Source organism: Parapedobacter sp. (assembly GCF_053550995.1).
Genome location: NZ_JBMQOC010000021.1, coordinates 21658 through 38049, shown reverse-complemented (window position 1 = coordinate 38049; position 16392 = coordinate 21658). Strand labels below are relative to the sequence as shown.

Annotated in this window: 14 protein-coding genes and 1 tRNA gene; 10 read left to right on the top strand and 5 right to left on the bottom strand. The window is 49.7% G+C overall.

Going from position 1 to position 16392, the window contains the following annotated elements; translation table 11 throughout:
• The 3 genes from ACO1NT_RS03185 to gap form a co-directional block, all read left to right on the top strand.
• A partial coding sequence (locus tag ACO1NT_RS03185) for an ATP-dependent 6-phosphofructokinase (RefSeq protein WP_449046950.1) occupies positions 1 to 871 on the top strand: 871 nt, incomplete at its 5' end.
• Entirely contained in the window at positions 868 to 1716 is an 849-nt protein-coding gene (locus ACO1NT_RS03180; protein ID WP_449046949.1) for a hypothetical protein, read from the top strand. The genes ACO1NT_RS03185 and ACO1NT_RS03180, both read left to right, overlap by 4 nt.
• Positions 1717 to 1723: 7 nt before the next feature.
• Positions 1724 to 2719, top strand: a complete 996-nt coding sequence (gap, locus tag ACO1NT_RS03175) for a type I glyceraldehyde-3-phosphate dehydrogenase (RefSeq protein WP_449046948.1) — start codon at positions 1724 to 1726, stop codon at positions 2717 to 2719.
• An 89-nt stretch (positions 2720 to 2808) separates the two neighbouring features.
• Here gap and mnmA read toward each other — a convergent pair whose 3' ends face one another.
• On the bottom strand, positions 2809 to 3897 hold the full coding sequence (gene mnmA / locus ACO1NT_RS03170; RefSeq protein WP_449046947.1) for a tRNA 2-thiouridine(34) synthase MnmA: 1089 nt from the start codon (positions 3895 to 3897) through the stop codon (positions 2809 to 2811).
• A 188-nt stretch (positions 3898 to 4085) separates the two neighbouring features.
• Between mnmA and ACO1NT_RS03165 the strand changes: the two genes are divergently transcribed.
• Positions 4086 to 4158: transfer RNA gene (locus tag ACO1NT_RS03165), tRNA-Phe, on the top strand.
• A 314-nt stretch (positions 4159 to 4472) separates the two neighbouring features.
• Here ACO1NT_RS03165 and ACO1NT_RS03160 read toward each other — a convergent pair.
• The gene (locus ACO1NT_RS03160; protein ID WP_449046946.1) at positions 4473 to 4667 is read right to left on the bottom strand and encodes a hypothetical protein; all 195 of its coding nucleotides are present in this window, start codon (positions 4665 to 4667) and stop codon (positions 4473 to 4475) included.
• 119 nt (positions 4668 to 4786) lie between these two features.
• Between ACO1NT_RS03160 and ACO1NT_RS03155 the strand changes: the two genes are divergently transcribed.
• Positions 4787 to 5068, top strand: coding sequence for an AAA family ATPase (locus tag ACO1NT_RS03155; protein ID WP_449046945.1), 282 nt, complete (start codon positions 4787 to 4789; stop codon positions 5066 to 5068).
• A gap of 79 nt (positions 5069 to 5147) precedes the next feature.
• Here the strand turns inward: ACO1NT_RS03155 and ACO1NT_RS03150 are convergent, their stop codons facing one another.
• Entirely contained in the window at positions 5148 to 6578 is a 1431-nt protein-coding gene (locus ACO1NT_RS03150; RefSeq protein ID WP_449046944.1) for a Gfo/Idh/MocA family protein, read from the bottom strand.
• Positions 6579 to 6828: 250 nt separating this feature from the next.
• On the opposite strand from ACO1NT_RS03150, the gene ACO1NT_RS03145 reads away from it, so the two are divergent.
• The 3 genes from ACO1NT_RS03145 to ACO1NT_RS03135 are packed head-to-tail and all read left to right on the top strand — an operon-like array spanning position 6829 to position 11889.
• A complete protein-coding gene (locus tag ACO1NT_RS03145; RefSeq protein ID WP_449046943.1) occupies positions 6829 to 8754 on the top strand; it encodes a DNA methyltransferase in 1926 nt (641 codons plus the stop codon).
• 10 nt (positions 8755 to 8764) lie between these two features.
• Entirely contained in the window at positions 8765 to 9853 is a 1089-nt protein-coding gene (locus ACO1NT_RS03140) for a hypothetical protein (protein ID WP_449046942.1), read from the top strand.
• A gap of 2 nt (positions 9854 to 9855) precedes the next feature.
• A complete protein-coding gene (locus tag ACO1NT_RS03135) occupies positions 9856 to 11889 on the top strand; it encodes a DEAD/DEAH box helicase family protein (protein WP_449046941.1) in 2034 nt (677 codons plus the stop codon).
• 28 nt (positions 11890 to 11917) lie between these two features.
• On the opposite strand, the gene ACO1NT_RS03130 is transcribed toward ACO1NT_RS03135, so the two are convergent.
• The gene (locus tag ACO1NT_RS03130) at positions 11918 to 12646 is read right to left on the bottom strand and encodes a hypothetical protein (RefSeq protein WP_449046940.1); all 729 of its coding nucleotides are present in this window, start codon (positions 12644 to 12646) and stop codon (positions 11918 to 11920) included.
• Between the two features lie 120 nt (positions 12647 to 12766).
• Here ACO1NT_RS03130 and ACO1NT_RS03125 point away from each other — a divergent pair, with 120 nt between their 5' ends.
• Both ACO1NT_RS03125 and priA read left to right on the top strand, forming a co-directional pair.
• The gene (locus ACO1NT_RS03125) at positions 12767 to 13156 is read left to right on the top strand and encodes a DUF423 domain-containing protein (protein WP_449046939.1); all 390 of its coding nucleotides are present in this window, start codon (positions 12767 to 12769) and stop codon (positions 13154 to 13156) included.
• Positions 13157 to 15637, top strand: a complete 2481-nt coding sequence (gene priA / locus ACO1NT_RS03120; protein WP_449046938.1) for a replication restart helicase PriA — start codon at positions 13157 to 13159, stop codon at positions 15635 to 15637.
• On the opposite strand, the gene ACO1NT_RS03115 is transcribed toward priA, so the two are convergent.
• A complete protein-coding gene (locus ACO1NT_RS03115; RefSeq protein WP_449046937.1) occupies positions 15631 to 16368 on the bottom strand; it encodes a hypothetical protein in 738 nt (245 codons plus the stop codon). The two genes, priA and ACO1NT_RS03115, sit on opposite strands and share 7 nt — an antisense overlap.
• Positions 16369 to 16392: the final 24 nt, after the last annotated feature.

Sequence of the window (16392 nt, the reverse complement as noted above, 5' to 3'; positions counted from 1 at the left end):
GGGTATTTATCAAGGTTACCAGGGAATGATAGATGCCAACTTCCAAGAGATGACCAGCCGGTCGGTAAGTAACATCATACAACTTGGTGGAACGATTCTCAAAACGGCAAGATGTACCGCATTCCGCACGAAAGAGGGAAGGCAACAAGCTTACGACCATGTTAGGGCTGCTGGGATCGACGCGCTTGTCGCCATTGGAGGCGACGGCACCTTTACGGGCGCAGAGGTTTTTTCGCGCGAGTTTGATATCCCCGTGATATGCATACCCGGTACAATAGACAATGACCTTTACGGGTCCGACTTCACGTTGGGCTATGACACCGCCACCAATACGGTCATCGAAGCTATCGATAAGATACGCGACACGGCTGCATCCCACGACCGTCTGTTCTTTGTGGAAGTAATGGGGCGCGACTCGGGCTGTATCGCGCTGAATGCCGGCATCGCCGGCGGTGCGGAAGCGATATTACTGCCCGAGAAAGCAACGGGTATCCAAACCTTGTGCAACCAGCTCGAAATTGCGGCCAAGGGCAATAAATCGTCAACCATCGTGATTGTCGCTGAAGGCGAGGAAAATGGCGGTGCCTACAATGTAGCGAAAGAAGTAAAGCAACGCTTTGATTTCTACGATACCAAAGTGACGATTTTAGGACATTTGCAGCGGGGTGGGTCGCCCAGCAGCTTCGACCGGGTATTGGCGAGCCGACTGGGATACGCTGCTGTAAATCGTCTGCTTGCAGGCGAAACACGGGTGATGGTTGGGTTGCGGGGCAATGAAATAAAGGCAACGCCCCTGGAAGAGGTGCTGAATAAGAAAGTATTCAAGCTGAGTAAGGATATGTTGGAAATGATGGAGGTGTTGTCGATATGATCGCGGTGGTATTCAGCGGTTCGAGATTTTCCGATTGGCGATTGGCCGAAAAGGGGAAAATCATAACGGGCTTCCGGATGATGGGAATCAACCCCTACCTGCACGACGAACGCTTTATCCTGCAACTGCTGAATAAAAACAACAATCTCATCAATTACGCGGAGAAAATCAGACGGATTTATTTCTTTGGGGCAGGTTCGTCGTCGCCCGAAAGGAAGGACAAAATTGCCTCGGTCTTCCAACAGTTCTTCAAAAATGCAAAAGTAGCGGTTGACCATGATGTTAAAGCATCTGCTATTGCTACCTTTGGAGACGGTAAAGGCCTTATCGGTATTTTGGGAAGCGGATCGAACGCGGCCTATTTTAATGGCCGACGGACCGCTGACAATAATTTTGGACTGGGGTATATCTTGGCCGATGAAGGGTCGGCCAATTGGATCGGCCGCATGTTGCTGAAGAGTTTTCTCAATGAGAGCATGCCCGAGGATTTGCTTGAAAAGTTCGTGGCGCGGTATCCGTTAGATCGTAAGGTTATCATGGATAAAGTATATAATCAGGCTAACCCGACGCTGTTCCTCACGTCTTTTGCCGATTTCGTGATGGAAAACCACAAGCACCGTTTCGTAAAAAAAACCATCTATCACGGATTGAAATTATACATGGAAACGTATCTCCTTCCGCTTACCAAACAATACCCCAGCATGACCGTTAACTTTACCGGGAGCGTGGCCGCGGGCTACGAGGAATGGTTGCGGGAAGTGGCGGGCAAGTATGGCATCGGTATCGGTACCGTCATCAAAGAACCGATACATAATTTATTGAAATACTATTTAAATAAAAACTAATACAAAAATGAAAATTGGAATCAATGGATTCGGCCGGATCGGCCGCTTGGCATTCCGGGCAGCAGTAAACCGCCCGGGTATTGAAATTGTTGGGATAAATGATCTCGTTGAGCCGGATTACCTGGCTTATATGCTCAAATATGACTCCACCCATGGCAAATTTGACGGTACCGTCGAAGTTAAAGATGGCCATCTCATTGTAAATGGAAAGACCATCCGCGTTACCGCCGAAAGGGACCCTGCCAACCTGAATTGGGGTGAAGTGGGTGCTGAAGTTATCATCGAGTCTACCGGTTTCTTCCTGACCAAGGAAACTGCACAGAAACACATCGATGCCGGAGCGAAGAAGGTAGTCATGTCGGCTCCTGCAAAGGACGACACACCCACATTCGTAATCGGCGTGAACCATAAAGAGTTGAAAACGGACCAAACCATTGTGTCTAACGCGTCTTGCACCACCAACTGCTTGGCACCGCTAGCGAAGGTATTACATGATAATTTCGGTATCGTTGAGGGGTTGATGAGCACCATCCACGCCGTTACCGCTACCCAGAAGACGGTAGATGGCCCATCGGTGAAAGATTGGCGCGGCGGCCGTGGAGCTTACCAAAACATCATCCCTTCTTCTACGGGTGCCGCGAAGGCGGTGGGTTTGGTGCTTCCTGAACTGCAGGGCAAACTCACAGGTATGTCGTTCCGTGTGCCGGTGCCTGATGTGTCGGTAGTAGACCTTACTGCCCGACTGGAGAAGCCAGCTACTTACGAACAAATCAAGCAAGCCTACAAAGCTGCTTCAGAGGGCGAACTCAAAGGCATTCTCGGCTATACCGAAGACGCCGTCGTTTCGGAAGATTTCCGTGGCGATTCCCGTACCTCAATCTTCGATGCCGGTGCAGGTATCTCACTCAATGATAACTTCGTCAAAGTCGTATCTTGGTATGACAATGAGTGGGGGTACTCCAATAAATTGGTCGACTTGGTTGAGCTTGTCGGTAAGGCGTAAGCATTGAAATAATCTCCAAAAAAGCCCGGGCCAGCTACATTGGCCCGGGCTTTTTGGTTTCACTGGTATACCTTTGTATTTTTACCTAATCACATCAAAAAACCACCGCCCAGCAAGTCGTCACCTTCATAGAATACAGCCGATTGTCCGGGGGCAATCCCTTTGACGGCATGGTGGAAATCAACTTTCACGTTACCGTCTTGTTGTACGATGGTGCTGGTCATGCCGGCATCTTTATACCTTATTTTGGTCACCGCCTCCATCGGCTGTTCGATGGAGGCGTATTTGACGAGGTTCACGTTCTTCACATACGCTTCTCGCCGTTGCAATTCATGTTCATCGCCCAGCACGACGGTGTTGCTTTCCGGCAGTATCCCGGTAACGAATATGGGACGCCCAAGTGCGATGCCCAATCCTTTCCGTTGGCCAACGGTGTAGTAGGGATATCCCTGGTGTTGGCCCACTATAGTACCATCTGTAAGCACGAAATTGCCCGGCCCTATGCGGTCGTCGATATCTTCCACACGGTGGCGTAGAAACGACCGGTAATCATTGTCGGGCACGAAGCATATTTCATAACTTTCGGACTTGCTGGCGAGTTCCAATTGCCCCATCTCGGCAGCCATTTGCCTAATCTCGGCTTTGGTATAGGAGCCCAACGGAAACTGGGTGCGGGCGAGATTTTCTTGCGAGACGCCCCAAAGTACGTACGATTGGTCCTTGTGGGTGTCCCTTCCTTTGGAAATCACATAGCGCCCATTGTCCTGCAAGCGGATGTTGGCATAATGACCAGTGGCGATAAACTCACAGTCGAGCTTATTTGCACGTTTTAGCAACGCTTCCCATTTGATATGGGTGTTGCAAAGCACGCATGGGTTTGGTGTTCGTCCGGCTAGGTATTCGTCAACGAAATTATCGATAACGGAGTCACCAAACTCACCCCTGATATCCAATATATAATGAGGGAAACCGAAAGATACGGCAAGGGCGCGGGCATCATTGATGCTGTCGAGGCTACAACAGCCTGTTTCCTTCGAAGAACTACCGGAAGAGGCATAGTCCCAGGTTTTCATCGTTAGCCCAATCACTTCGTAACCCTGCTCGTGAAGCATTACCGCTGCTACCGAACTGTCTACACCGCCGCTCATGGCCACCAATACTCTTCCTCTTTTACTCATTGCTATGGATTAAAAATGCAAAGGTACGGCTAATTTTTATTTACCTATGTTTTCACCTTGTCATTTTATCACCATCGCAATCAGCCGCTTGCTGTGCGCTTTGGAATAAATTTCAAAAAAAGTTTTCTTAAATGAAAAAAGGCGCTACATTTGCAGTCCCAAAACGGCGGTAATCGCTGATAAAAAGGGGTACCATAGCTCAGTTGGTAGAGCAAAGGACTGAAAATCCTTGTGTCGCTGGTTCGAATCCAGCTGGTACCACAAGAAACCCCACATGCAGATTGTATGTGGGGTTTCTTTTTTTTATGGTGTCGGTTTCGTTGTCTGTTTGATTAATGATGGGTATTTCCGCCGATGAGACCGCTTAAACAACATCAACTAACCGGCTTCAGAGCCCAAAAAGGGGGAAGCGCATTAACGGTTCGATCCCGGCCCGGGGTACCACATTCGGCCAAGAACTGTTACAGGAATATCGATGGTACAACTGCCGTGTCGGACATGGCTTTGGACACGCTCCAGGACGGCTCCCAGACGGCTGCGGTGTCACTGGCGATGCACGAGGTGTCAGGTAGATATCACAGTGCTGTTTTCCGCAGCGAAACAGCAAGGTGATGGCCGGAGCACAGCACGGAGACCCGACCGTGATGCGGAGCCTTTCGGGCACCGGTACGCCTGTAGGTAAAGTCCAGCCCACCTTCCCTTACCCTTCCTCCGGGCCCCATCCCCATATGTCCCGCATATATCTCGGTAAAAAGCCCAAATAGTGGCATTTTAGCGAAGGGTAAGCGACTACATAGCGGGAGAAACGCACTTTCGGATAGGGAAAGGATAGCGCAGGCGTCGTGCTGGAGACCGCTTCGGGTTGGCTTCGGAGGTGAGTTTGCACTCCATGCTACCTTGTACTGCGCTCAGACTGGCGGCGCCAATCGGAGTCCAGTCCGAGTCCAAACCAAGCCCAGTCGAAGTCCAAACTGAGCACTCAAGCCATTCCGAAGCCGACCCCGTAGGAGGGTGGGGCCTGGGTCCCCGCCAGTCTGGGAAAACCACCTTACTGAAATCGCTATTTCCGGATTATACCTACGTATCCTTGGAAAATCCGGATAACCGATCATTTGCGGAAGATGGCCCCAATGGTTTCCTACAAAGTGTGTATATCAGTTATGTTGAATAATATAAGACGAAGGTGGTTATATGAAAAACACCTAACGGCATTGCCGTTAGGTGTCACTTTTTATACGGTTAATGACCTATCAGAACTCCCGGTAATCGCCGGTGAGGTACTGATTGGCTTTCTCTTCGCTGAATTTGGCCGTTTTGGCGTCCCAATGCAGTATCTCGCCAGGGAAACGGCCGGCAATGGTGCCCAGCAGGATGGTTTCGGTTAGCCGCGAGGCATAATCGAACGGTGCCGAGCATTCCGCTTTACCCAAGCAGGCGTCCACAAACTGGTGGTAATGTTTAGGTCCCTCGGTTTCATAGTTGCGGATGGGTTCGCCAAGGCCGTGCTTTTTGGATAGCTCCTCTATTTCCTTTGAAATGTCGACATACTTACCTTTGACGATTTTCCGCGGCAATTGCATGAAGTGGGGCAGCAACAGGCGGCCCTTTTTACCCACAAACATCGCACCTTGGTCAGGCAATTCATGCTGGCCCGCTATCTTCGGATCGAGCGATACCTTGCCGGCGACTTCAGTACCCTTATCTATTTTCTTTTGGTCTGCTTGATCATCCATTCCCGGCAGTACCAAATCTTCATGCATGGGCGGGGCACCTGGGCCATCATACCAAATCCACTTCAGCGACTTCGTAGTGTATTCCGTGCCCGGGAACTCATAGGTGACCTTATTGTGCTCGGGAAAGCCGAATCCGTTGGATGGCCGGCATTCATTTTTGATGGTCCTTGGCACATCAAGCGCCAGTGCATTATAAGGTGTGTCGAAGATGTGTACACCCATATCGCCCAGGGTGCCGCAGCCGTAATCCATCAGCTTGCGCCATACACCCGGATGGTATACGCCCTCTTTATAGGGGCGTTTGGTTGAGGTTCCCGCCCATAAGTCCCAATGCAATTGTGGCGGGATTGGATCTTCGCCCTCGGGCAGGGGACCGTCATAGCCGTGATTCTTGGGCGACCATGCATGTACGGTATGTACCTTGCCGATAATCCCCGATTGGATAAGAAGGGTGGCCAGTTTGTAGTCATAAAAAGAATGTACTTGGATACCCATTTGGGTAACCAACCCTTTTTCAGCGGCCAGCTTTTTCATCGCCCGTGATTCAGACACGTAATGGGTCAGCGGCTTTTGGCAATAGACGGGCTTGTTCATCTGCATGGCCAGCATAGACGCTGGAGCGTGGGTATGGTCGGGCGTGGATACGATGACGGCATCGATTTCGTCACCCATTTCTTTCAGCATGACGCGGTAGTCAAAAAACACGCGCGCACCCGGATGGAGTTTGTGTGCCGTTGATAAGTTGAGTGCATCTACGTCGCAAAGCGCCACGACATCAACGCTCGCATGCGACGAGATCGCTTTTAAGTCTTCACCACCCATGTTCCCGACGCCAATATGGGCCGTACGTAAACGGGTTCCCTTCGGGAAAGATTTAAGTAAGCTGGGGGTTAACATCACTCCCAGAGCGCCTAATGCGCTGGTTTTTAAGAATTCGCGTTTATTCATAACTTGGTACTATCATTTAACCGTTGCCGAAATTAAAACTATTGTCCGTTTATTCCAAGCCTATTCTGAGAAATATGCCCGAAACAAGCGAACCGTTGCATATAAACTGGAATTTAGCTAAGTTTGGCATCATTTGTCAAATACAAGCCGCCGCCGGTAAGCTCAAAGGTTTAGCGAAAGACCGTTGGCCATTGGGATGCGCAAACAGACCTTACAAGTGACATCGAAAAAAAGTGAACGATAAACCCGTATGCGGAACCTGTTAGACGACTTAAAAAGGCTATTGGAAAAAGATGAAAGGTTGGTGGCGGAGGGTAAGTTGCTCCGTAACAAGATCATCGAGTTGGCCTTACAGCCCGATCCGGCTTTGATGAAGATCCTGCTCTCGCACGAAGGTATTAAAAAGCATTTCTTTCGAGACATCGGAGGCATTATGGTCTTCGACAAAATCAGCTTCCAACGGTTTGTAAGCAACAAAGCTTTTTTGCCCGACAGCTATACGGCGTATAAAAACCGTATCGGCTTGATCGACGGTGATGAATTCATCGGGGAACAAAAACAAGTGGTACTCGCCTGGCCGTATAAAGACGGTGTGCTGGAAGGGGGGCAATCAACGGAAGAAGCCAAAAGGGACGAAATCTTTTGGAACGAAACATTGGCCCCCGACGAAATCGACCGGTTGTTACAACCCAAGGTGTTGCGAAATTTCAAAGCGTATACGGCCGCTGGCACGTTCAATGTTGCCGAGTTGAATGGTAGGGATAATTTCTTGATTAAGGGGAACAACCTCCTGACCCTACATACCCTGAAAACGGCCTTTACCGGAAAAATCAAATTGATTTATATAGACCCGCCCTATAACACGGGAAAAGACAGTTTCGGATACAATGATAACTTCAACCATTCGGCCTGGTTGACATTCATGAAGAACAGATTGGAGATTAGTAAAGAGCTTCTTTCCAATGTGGGGGTGTTGTTTATTTCGATCGATGTCAACGAACACGCCTATCTGAAGGTTCTTTGCGATGAGATTTTCGGTCGTGATAATTTTGTAGGGGAAATCATCTGGGAAACGGCTACGGACAACAATGCTACGCAAATATCGGTGGAGCATGAATATGTGATTTGTTACGCCAAACATAAAGCCAGCCAGCCAAAGTGGCAAATCCAATCGGAGAAGGCGCAGGCCATCCAAGATAAATACGAAGCATTGAAGGCCGTACACGGGGCGGATGCGGATCGGATAGAGAAAGACTTACGGAACTGGATTAAAAGTGTTAAAAAATCCAACGAGATCGATTTGTCGGGGGTTTCGCATTATACATACGTGGATGATCAAGGTGTTTTCTATCCCGGCAATTCGGCGAATACAAAGCCAGGGGGTTACCATTACGATATCGTGCACCCGGTTACGGAAAAGGTATGTAATAAACCCGCCAACGGCTACCGTTGGCCGGAAACGACTTTTTGGGCTGCTGCAAACAAAGGGGATGTGTTGTGGGGGGGCGACGAAAACACCATACCTAAAATAAAGAAGCGACTCCATACGGCAACGGAACTACTGAAAGGCTATTTCTACGAAGATAACCGAAAGTCGACACGGGCGTTGACCAACATGATGGGTAAAAAGGTTTTTGAGAACCCGAAATCGATCAATCTGCTCAAGAAGATCATCAAGTTCACCACAGCCGAAAATGATATCGTCCTTGATTTTTTCGCAGGTAGCGGTTCCACCGCCGAAGCGGTGCTACAGGTAAATAACGAAGAAAACACGAAGCGGCGGTTTATTCTATGTGAGCAAATGGATTATGTGGAAACCATAACAGCAAAGCGTGTACAGAAATGCTTGGGTGAAGAAACGTTTATTTATTGCGAATTGGCAAAACTCAATGCGCATTATACCGATCTTGTGAAAATGGCTACGACCATTGCCGAACTAGAGGCCGTTTGGCGGCGGATTAAGGCAGAAGCATTTGTCTATTGGCGGGTGCATATACCCCAGGTAGACGAGTTGTTATCAGAGGCGTCAGCGATGGACATCCAAGCAATCCAATCGCTAATCTATGAAACACTCGATAAAAACCAGTGGTATGTGGCTCTGTCCGAAATTCATGATAAGGACTATCGATTCGGACGTGATGTTATTGACCTGAATCAGCAGTTCACCCATTTATAACCTGACGAGCATGGCATTGACGAATTTTAGGAAAGAAACGTCGGAAAGAAGCGATCATGTGAATTGGGCGAAAGCACTGTTGGTCGAGAAATCGGACTTTTATCTAGATAGTATCGAAGGCTGCAACCAGAATAACGCCCACCGCGTTACTTGCCTAATGGAAAGGGCTAGGGTTGATTACGATCCCAGTGCCAACAGTACAATCGACGAAATTACGACATCGATTGTCGCCTTGGAAGGTAAGGAGGCGCTCGCTAGAAAAATAAACTTCGCCCAATGCTACGGTGTACCCTTATCATACGCGTTGTATTGCAATGAGCGTGAAAATGTATATTTCTTCCATGTCCATTCCCCCACGCATGTTAAGTTTGTAAAACAATACCATTCCTATCGCGAATTTGCGGATTGGATCGCGGCCATCAAGGGATGGGAATCGAGCAAGCCATTCAGGGAATGCCAAGACCTGCCTTATTTTGATAAAGCACTACGGGAGGCCGGCACCCCTTGGCCAACGAATATCGACTGTTTTATATGCGATGGGTCGAATAGGCCGGTGGCCATACTGGAGTTCCAAAATGCAAAAACTACAAAGGTGGCGCAGCACTGCAACAACGACTTTTTCCTGTGCAAGATGGCCACTAAAGATGAAAAAGGCCACGTGAAGTACCACGACGACATCCGCAGGTGGACATCGCAGGAGATTTTACGGGTCCAATCGGGTCTAAGGTATTTCATACTTACCTGGGCGCCAGCTGAGGGTGATTATATGCTGAAAGAGGTCGACACCATTACCATGCCGTACTTCAAAAAAACACAAGATAACCGCGACTGGAAGTATAGGGATGCCTATAAGGCGGCTATGCATCGCTATGTTGCTGATGGTAAATTAGCTGCAAACGAGGATGCCCTTGCCGCGAATTTCCAAACCTACCACCTAATCAAAAAAGAAGACCGTATCGAGACCGTTGTGAATGAGCCACCGTTGTCATACGGCGATAAGACATTCCCATCCCTTTATTACCGCCGGAAGGAACTTATCCGCAATGATAGGGCGTCATTGGTCCAACGGTTTATCGATATGTTAACAGGCGGACCTTAAGCATGCAGCAACTACACCACATATTAAACGAGATCCTGAAATCCAACGGTGCCGATTTTTACAAAAGCAGGGTGCCTGAATATGTCTATGACAACCTTCGGGATGGTTTTCGGCCGCGGCCCTACCAACAGGAAGCTTGGGGTAGGTTCCATTTCTTTTGGAACGATTACCACCGCAAGCCCGAAGGTGTACCTACTCAACTGCTTTACCATATGGCCACCGGTAGCGGTAAGACCCTGGTGATGGCAGGGCTCATCATTTATTTATATGGGCTGGGCTACCGCAACTTTCTGTTCTTTGTGAACAGCACGAATATTATTGAAAAAACGAGGGCTAATTTTTTCGATGCGACATCCGCTAAATACCTGTTTGCGGATCGGATTTCCATTGGCGGCAAACCGGTTTACATGAAAGAGGTGGACAATTTCCAGGCGGCCAACCCAGACGGTATCAATATCGTTTTTTCGACCATCCAAGGTTTACATTCACGGTTGAATACGCCGAAAGAAAACAGCCTTACTTACGATGATTTCGAAGAGATGAAAACCGTCCTCATATCCGATGAAGCCCACCACATCAACGCGGAAACCAAGAAGAAAAGTGAACTGAACACCGAAGAAGCCGAGGAGTTACGAAGTTGGGAAGATACCGTAAACCGGGTTTTCATGGCTAACCAAGAGAATGTTCTGTTGGAATTTACCGCAACCATCGATTTGTCTACGCCACAGATCGCGCGGAAATATAGCGAAAGACTCCTTTTCGATTATTCACTGCGGCAATTCCGTAGGGATGGTTATTCCAAAGAAGTAAAAGTATTGCAGGCCGACCTCCCTCCGTTTGACCGGGCCATACAGGGGGTTTTGCTAAGCCAGTATCGGCGCAAGCTGTTTGAAAGCCACAGGCAGCGGGTCAAGCCGGTCATCCTGTTCAAGTCCAGAACGATCAAGGAAAGCGAGCAGTTCTTCGATGAATTTGTGACAGGCATCAGAAACCTGCAGGTGTCCGATTTGGAAAAAATAAGCAGATTCCATCAGGATACGGCCATTGCGAACGTGTTTCGATATTTGGCGACCAATCACATCAGCCTTGAGAACCTGATTACTGAATTGAAAGAAGATTTCTCGGAAGAAAAACTCATTTCGGTAAATAGCAAGAACGAGAGCGAAGCGAAGCAGTTGGCCGTCAACTCGCTGGAGGACGAGGCAAACGAATACCGGGCGGTTTTTGCGGTGGATAAGTTGAATGAGGGGTGGGATGTATTGAATCTGTTTGATATTGTAAGGCTATACGATACGCGAGATGCCAAAAGCGGCAAAGCAGGTAAAACCACCATGGCAGAAGCGCAGCTCATCGGTAGGGGTGCGCGGTACTGCCCGTTCCGGATCTCGGACGGGCAACCTTATTTCGAAAGGAAGTTCGATGATGACCTGACCCATGAACTGCGGATTTGCGAAGAGCTTTATTACCATAGCGCATATAATCCACGATATATCCAAGAGCTCAATACGGCGTTGGAAGATATCGGTATCAAAGCCAAACAGGTCATGGAAAAGCCGACGGAACGTAAGCGGGGGGCTAGAAAAACTTCTAGATCGGGCGCGCTGGCTGCCGATGAATCGCGAAGATACAACCAACGAACCTATGGCATTTCCCTTGAAACGGGTTATGCGAAGTCGGCCACCCTATTCGACGATGGGGGCGCCGTTGCTGTAAACACGGGGAAAGAGACCTGTAAATTGGCCGATTTCGGTATACATATTATCCGTAAAGCAATCAGTAAGCTGGATTTTTATACGTTTTCAAATCTCAGCATACACTTTCCTAATCTCTCGTCCATTTCGGAATTTATCGCTTCCGACGATTATTTGGGTATAATAAAACTGGATGTATCCGGTCTGCCGGGGCAGTTGGAAAGCCTAACCCCGAGGGATAAACTGGTGGTGGCCGTCCGTGCACTGGAAAAAATAGCGGTTACCATTGCCGCGGAAACTATCCACGGGAAAGAACACGCAAAGGTCGTTTTCAATAACGGATAAGATGGGGATGCGTCGTCAGCGCAGTAATTCAATATAGGAAACAATACAGTTTTCGGTCGTCTTTACCGCAAAGAAGGTATCGCTGGCTGCTGCCATCCAGCGTGCCGATGTAGGCGAATGGCCCACAGCCATGGGGTAGGGTGGCAGCAGTGGGGGCGGGCTCGTCTGTTTCGTCTGTGTGGTCACTAAGGTTTCGGGCCTGCCGCCGCAGGAGTCGTCCTCGCCCATCATACGATAGGACCTGCCTACTGGTTTCAACCTCGATGCGCACCGGACCTTCACCCGTTGCGATGGCTCCCTGTGTGGCCCGTTGGGGGAGCGTGAGCGAGAAGCCTGGGAGGGGATCCCCTTCGGTATCTATGCGGTAAAGCCGCTCGGCGGTTGTGAATACCAAACTGCCGTCGGTGAGTTGCGAGATGCTATCCACAATGGGGCCGGGTAATTGGGCATTCCACAATTTTTGCCCCCGGGGCGAAATGGCATGGAGGATGTGGTAGGCATCCTGAATGAGAATGAACCGCATGCTGTCATCATATCGATGTATCGACGGACGGTTGATAGCCCCCCCATTCAGCTCAAACGTCCACAATATGCCCTTGTCGCTAGCCGGAGGTTCTTCCGGCGTTCCAACGGCCTCCTCCGATGCGATTTCGGGTAGCCGCGTCGTGTCCTTTTCCGCCAGATTGGAAAAGTAAAAATAGGAAACAGCAATGATAGCAATAAATACGAGCGATATGACAATGATCAAATTCCTCATCCGTTACAAACCTAACACAAAAAGTGCCATTTTGCAATCTTGCATATCAACCCAATTATAATTAAGTTTGGCGAAATATTGCCATTAGGAGTTGGCCTTGAAAAAATCACTGACATACCGATGAATAAACGAATTATTCTCACTGCATCATTCTTTGGCTTGGCTGCAGTGGTACTGGGTGCATTCGGCGCACACGGTCTAGAAGATAAAATCACCGGCGACGACCTCGAAGCCTGGAAGACCGCAGTGGATTATCAATTTTACCATACATTGGCGCTGCTGTTTCTTGCTACCTTTTCGCGGGCGAAAAACACGTATATCCGGTTTTCGTTCATCACCTTCACCCTCGGGATTTTGCTGTTTTCCGGATCGCTGTATTTACTGAGTACCCGCGAAATCACCGGTTTCGGCGCCGCTGGCATCGTTGGGCCGATTACCCCGGTAGGTGGGTTATGCTTCATTTTGGGATGGATAGGGCTATTTGTGGCCACCATCAAGAACAAAGGGTAAATGCTTGAACTTAATGACGGCGAAACGACGGTACGCATTACGTTATTCGTGGAGGTGATACTACCCTTGGCTGTTGCCAAGGCCTATACCTATCGGGTTCCGCACGAATGGAACGCCCATGTTGCCGTAGGTAAGCGGGTCATTGTGCAATTTGGCAAGAGTAAGGTGTACTCCGCTGTCATTAGCCGTGTGGTGGACCGCCCGCCCGAATTGTACGAAGCAAAATATATCTTGGATGTGTTGGATGATTCGCCCGTGGTGACGGAAACGCAACTGCAATTGTGGGGCTGGATATCATCGTATTATCTTTGTACACTTGGTGAAACTATGCAAGCGGCATTGCCTGCGGCCCTCAAGCTGGCAAGCGAGACCCGTATCATTGCAGCCGGTAACGAGGTCGATCGTTCGGCGTTGAACGATAAGGAATACCTTATCCTCGATGCGCTCGACATTGCGTCTGAGCTGAAGGTAAGCGATATCGTGAAGCTGTTGGGACAAAAAAGTGTTTTCCCTTTATTGAAACGCCTCTTTGACAAAGGCCTCATCCTTATTTCCGAGGAGATAGCACCCAAATACAAGCCCAAGATGAAAGTGTTCGTGCGGTTGCATAGCGACTACACCGATGGTGTTGGGCGCAAGGCGCTGCTCGACTCACTGGACAACGCACCCAAACAGCAGGATGCCGTGATGGCTTATCTCCAACTGAGCCGTAAACAGCCCGATGTGGCCCGCGCTGACATCATGGAGGCGAGTGGTTGCAGTTCTGCCATTGTTGCCGCATTGGTGGAAAAGGGGGTGTTCATGACGGAAGAGCGTGCCGTAAGCAGACTGGGTGGCGAAGATGTGGAAATAACGGGCGATTTCACCTTTAACGAAGCGCAATCGGCAGCATTTGCCGGTATCGGTCGGCAATTTGCCGAGAAGGACGTCGTGCTGCTCCATGGCATCACAGCTTCGGGCAAAACGCAAGTATACATTCGCTTGATAGAAGCGGCGGTGGCCCGCGGCCAACATGTCTTATACCTGTTGCCTGAGATTGCCCTGACCACACAGATCACCGAGCGGCTACGCAAGCACTTTGGAAACAAGCTGGGTGTCTACCATTCGCGGTTCAACGACAACGAACGGGCCGAAGTGTGGCATAAGGTGCTAAACAACGAATATCAAGTCATCGTCGGAGCCCGGTCGGCCGTCTTCTTGCCTTTCCGGTCGTTGGGTCTCATTGTCGTCGACGAAGAACACGAAACATCGTATAAGCAGTTTGATCCTGCCCCGCGTTACCATGCGCGCGATACCGCCATCTATCTTGGCCATATCCACGGGGCAAAGGTATTGTTGGGGTCGGCTACGCCGGCGGTGGAAAGTTTCTATAATGCACGTTCGGGCAAATACGGATTCGTAACGCTTGCCCAACGCTATGGCGATGCCGCGCTGCCCGAGATCGTCACGGTGAACATCAGCGAGGAAAGCCGTAAGGGCACCATGTTTACGTATTTCAGCGCTACGCTGCTGCAAGCCATGGAAAAGGCGTTGGCGGTGAAACAACAGGTAATCCTGTTCCAGAACCGGCGTGGCCATACCCCCCTGTTGCAATGCAAAACTTGCGGTTACATAGCCAAATGTATCCACTGCGACGTGAGCCTTACCTACCACAAAAGCAGCAACCAACTGCACTGCCACTATTGCGGGTTTACAGAGCCCCCCTTACAGGTTTGTCCGGCATGCGGGTCCACCCACATCGAAAGTAAGGGTTTCGGCACCGAGCGGATAGAGGAAGAACTTGAAATGCTGCTACCCAACGCGCGTATTGGCCGCCTTGACCTCGACTCAACAAAGGGGAAGTATGGGTTTGAGCGGGTGCTGACGGCATTTGACGAGCAGCGATACGACGTGTTGGTGGGCACGCAGATGGTGGCCAAGGGGCTCGATTTCGGTAAGGTTAGTGTTATCGGCATCATCAATGCTGATGGCTTGATCAACTATCCGGATTTCCGGGCTTACGAACGGGCTTTTTCATTGTTGGCACAGGTAGCGGGACGAGCCGGACGGCGCAACAGCAGCGGCCAGGTGGTCATCCAGTCGTATGCACCGACGCATCGCGTTATCCAACAGGTAATTGGAAACGACTACGAAGGGATGTTCATGGCCGAGGTAGCCGAACGGAAGAATTTCGGCTATCCACCGTTTTTCAGGCTCTTCAAAATCGAGGTGAAACACAAAGAGCAACAGGCCGCACACGATGGTGCGCTCCGGCTGGCCATACTGTTACGGGAGGTGCTGGGGCACCGGGTATTCGGTCCGGAGGTGCCACTGGTAGGACGCGTGCGCAATTTTTATATTTTCGGCATCTTACTCAAAATCGAGCGCATAGGTATCAGCATTGCTAAGGTAAAGGAGCAACTGGTGGCTGTTTTGCTACGGTTTGAATCCAACAAAGCCAACAAAGGTGTCCGTGTGCAGATCGATGTAGACCCCTATTGATTAATCAGTCCGAAGCTATATTGTAGGGTAACGGCCGCGACGGGGGCGAAGAAGTATTCCCAGCGGTAACGCCGTACTTGATTGGGTACGCCGGTGAAGGAATCGTCGGTATAACTATTTACCTTCTGGTAAGTATATGCAATATTGAAATTGGCCTCTACTCCCAGGGCAATCCGCGGCACCACATACACCTTGGCCCCTACAAAAGGCGAAAACAGCAACGCGTTCTTGGTGTCCTCGGAAAAGACGGTGGCATTGCCGAATCCGCGGGTATTGAGCTGTTGGAACATGAAGCCCAAGTCGCCCCCGAAATAAGGTTGGACACGGGAATAATTGACGCTTTTTTCGATACCAACCTTAATGGCTGTGTTGCTGAATTTACCCTTTACCTGTGGCAGGCACCCTTCACACTCATTATCAAACGCGATGTCGTTGCGGAAATGGGCTGCTTGGAGCCGATAGCTCATCTGGTTGTCGTTGATTTTAAAAAGGAGGCCGTTAAGATACGAGGAGTGGTAAGGTTGCCCTGAGGGCTGGTTGAGCAATTGCGGGAACTGCTCATAGGCGTACGTGCGGATAGCGATGGTGTACCAGTAATCGGTATTGAAATTGTATGTATTGCTTTTTGGGATAATCGGGTCGGGATAGTCAATGGTATCGATATTCGTTACCTGGGCAGAAAGCTGCAACGCCCCGAAAGATAGGAGAACAACCAAAAGTAAATACCTCATTCGTCGTATCGTTTATGTCGTGCG